Here is a 3,211-nt window from a genome sequence, read left to right as displayed (position 1 = left end):
GCAAACGCTATCATCATCGACATAAATTCCATCGCAGCAAGTTCCTCAGACCCTCATCTGAATTCTGCTTGCTGCTTTCCTTTTTGGATCAAATGGATAAAGTCGAGGTTAGGAGATGTTGTTAATCTGGGATTGAAAAGTTTTCAATCATTCACGCAATCGGTTTGGTCTTCAAAGCCCGTTGCAGAAGTTGTTGGAAATTTACAGGTTGGAGCTGCGGATATAGGTGACGTTGTTGAAGACGTAATTTCTGACAGGTTAACAGACCTACAAGACTTGAGTGATAACGCATTGACGACAATGTTCTCAGTCTTTCAGGGTCAACAGGCTGAGAATATCGCTAAAACTAAAAGCATATCTGACGAGAACCAGGTTTCAACCTCAAATGCAATTAAACCAACAGAGGAAGAAACTGCTCTGACAGTAGTTCGCCATGAAGGTTGGGGCATTCAGACTTATCAGTCTGAAGAAGGAGGAGAGTCTGCATCATTTACTGAGTTGCAAGACTCTTCAGGAAATACTGTTGGGGCGCTATTGCAATATTCTCCTGATCAAAGTCAACGACTCATTGATCATTTTCATGGACTGAGCTTACATAGTCCAAATGCTTGGCATAAGGGTAAATTGAGTCCAGCGGTCGTAGACCAGTTAGGAGCAACATCTGTGGTGGTTGCTTCGGGCTTGAGTGCGGGACAATTATTTAGGGTAATTGGGCCACCTGAAGCAGTTGCAGGTTTATCGAAAGGGGCTTATGAATTAGTACAAAGCAGTGGTTCTCTCGGTACAGTCAGAGATGTAATCAGAAAGAAGTTTGTACACCAGCTTCGCTTCGCTCAGACTTCTGCTATGCCCATTCTGGCTCCTATTGTTGCATACCAGGTACTCCATGCCATTGTAGGTACACAACAAATCAATCAGATAAATCAACGTCTAGCCCACATGGAGCAGATTTTAGAAGAGCTTCATGTTAGGCAAGAAGCCGCAATTCTAGGCGAAATTTATTATGCAGTTAATGTCTTAGATGACATTGAATCGGAGCGCATGAACACCGGAATCTTCACGCCAGATGCCAGTAATCGGCTTGCGTTGGTTGAAAAGAATATTCTTTCTATTCTTGAGCGAAATCGTCTGTTGGTTGAACAATTTCGAGATAAGGCCAAAAATGCCAGGGTGCAACGAGGTCGCCAGGGTGCCCGTAGTGCGGCGGAATTGCTTAAATCTAGTGGGAAACAGGCCATCCACGATATGCAGTGTTTAATTGGCCTGATTGCCGCTGATCTTAAGCTTGAGCAAATGTTGCTTCTCCAGGCAATGCAAAATAACCCTAGCGACGTAGGGCGACGGCAGGAACGTATTCATAGCAAAATGAAAAGGCATGAACAGGTCATCACAAATCTTCCCTCTGTGACAGAGCTTGAGCGTCATGCTAATGCTTGCTTGAAGGCAATGCAGTGGTGGGATCGGTTGATCGATTTTGGCCAAACAAGTCAGGAGGTCAAAGAAACTCAGGCTTATGGTTTAGAGGATGTTAAACCAGGGCTTTCAATTCTCAGGCCAAGTCTGAACGGTTATATTTTCTGGAAAAGTGAAGAGGGTATCCAGGTCTTTTCTATGCCTGGGGATGACCTCCAGCTTCAACCCACTGAATTAGCATCTGAGAGCGATCTAGGAGTTCGGCAAGTGACCGTTAAAGAGCAAGTCGTTACAGGCAAAACCTACCAGTTGCAACTGCCAGAAGCTTCAGAGTCTTTGAGGATCGCCATCAGCGAGGAAGTAGAACCAGGTATTTGGCTTGGGCAACAGCTTGATCAAGAATTTAAGCAACCTGTCATGGTTTATGCCCATGATTACCTCTGACGCTATCTGTGGGGTGAGCTCGCCCCATTGGAATCCGTCCAATTTTTGCTCAACATAGATTACGATTTGCCCATCCATCCTATGTTCTACATAAACCAACGGGGATGACGCAATTTCTATCAAGAGTTCTCCGTGCTGCTGAAAATTCTGCCGCTGCTGCTGGTCTGTGTGCTGGGCTTCGGGCTGAGGCGGGCGGGGCTGCTTGGCCCTAGGGATGCCCAAACCCTAGGTACGCTTTTGTCCTACCTGACCCTGCCAGCGGTGGTTCTACGCGCCCTAGCCACCGTCACCCTCACTCCGGATCTGGTTTACCTGCCCCTTTCCGCCCTGGTGGTCGTCGTCGGGTTGACCCTGATTGGAGCACTAATCCTCAAACCCCTAGCCTGGGAACGCCCCCAGGCTGGAGCCTGGATGATTACCTTCCTCAGTTTCGAGGGCGGGGCGGTGGGCTATCCCACCATGCTGCTGGCCTTTGGGGAAGAGGGACTGAGCCGCCTGGTATTGTTTGACCTCGCCCAGGCCGTCTACCTGCTCACGGTGGTCTACGGCATCGCCACCTGGTTTGGATCGGCGGAAATTACCGTGGGACGGGTGAGCCTGAAACTCGTCAAAACTCCCTTCTTTTGGGCCATTTGGGTGGGTTTAGGGCTGAACTTTCTGGGCTGGCAACCGCCCCCGCTGATGGCGCTGCTGGATATTTTGGCCAACAGCTTTGTGTTTCTGGTGCTAGTGCTACTGGGGCTAGAATTTCACCTGCACATCGCCTCGGTGGGGCGGTTTCTGGCCCTTGCCCTGCTGAAAGTCGGTGTTGGTCTTGGGCTGGGCTGGGGAGTCTCTGCCCTGTTTGGTTTAACGGGGCTAGAACGGGCGGCGGTGCTGGTGGGAGCGGCCCTGCCCCCTAGTATGCTGTCGCTGCTGTTTGCCCAGGAAAACCAGCTCGACACCCGCTTTGTGATGAGTTTTATTTCCGTTGCGGTACCCGTCTATTGGCTGGTCATGGCGTTGATTCTCCCCGCCTTAGGGCCATGACCTTGCCCAGCGCGCTAGAGGTTTCTGAGAGGATATTTGAAAGCACGGAGGTGGGGTATGAAACGTCTCACGCGAGTCTGCGTAACATAATGAACGTCTCTGAGGATTCGGGCAAGCGCTCGTTGTCCACCTTCAACCGCCGACACCCATACAGCTAGCCATAGGTACGCTCCACCACCCACCGTCGGGGTAACAGGACAAAGTCTGATTAAGCTGATGGGCACCTCGATTAATTGAGTATCCAGGGAATTGCCGTCTCAAAAAAGAACACAGTGAGACAGAAATAACCTTTCTATCGCACTGTGTCAGTCGTGATTAAAATGAA

General features: G+C 49.6%; 2 protein-coding genes. Both read left to right on the top strand.

Annotated elements, in window-relative coordinates:
• A partial coding sequence (locus H6G62_RS26470) for a hypothetical protein (protein ID WP_190500746.1) occupies positions 1-1,857 on the top strand: 1,857 nt, incomplete at its 5' end.
• 132 nt (positions 1,858-1,989) lie between these two features.
• Positions 1,990-2,886, top strand: a complete 897-nt coding sequence (locus tag H6G62_RS26465) for an AEC family transporter (RefSeq protein WP_347239433.1) — start codon at positions 1,990-1,992, stop codon at positions 2,884-2,886.
• The last annotated feature ends 325 nt before the right edge of the window (positions 2,887-3,211 follow it).

Origin of the sequence: Phormidium sp. FACHB-1136, from assembly GCF_014697375.1 — a bacterium.
Taxonomy (GTDB): Bacteria; Cyanobacteriota; Cyanobacteriia; order Phormidesmidales; family Phormidesmidaceae; genus Nodosilinea.
This window is presented reverse-complemented; position numbering and strand designations above follow the sequence as displayed.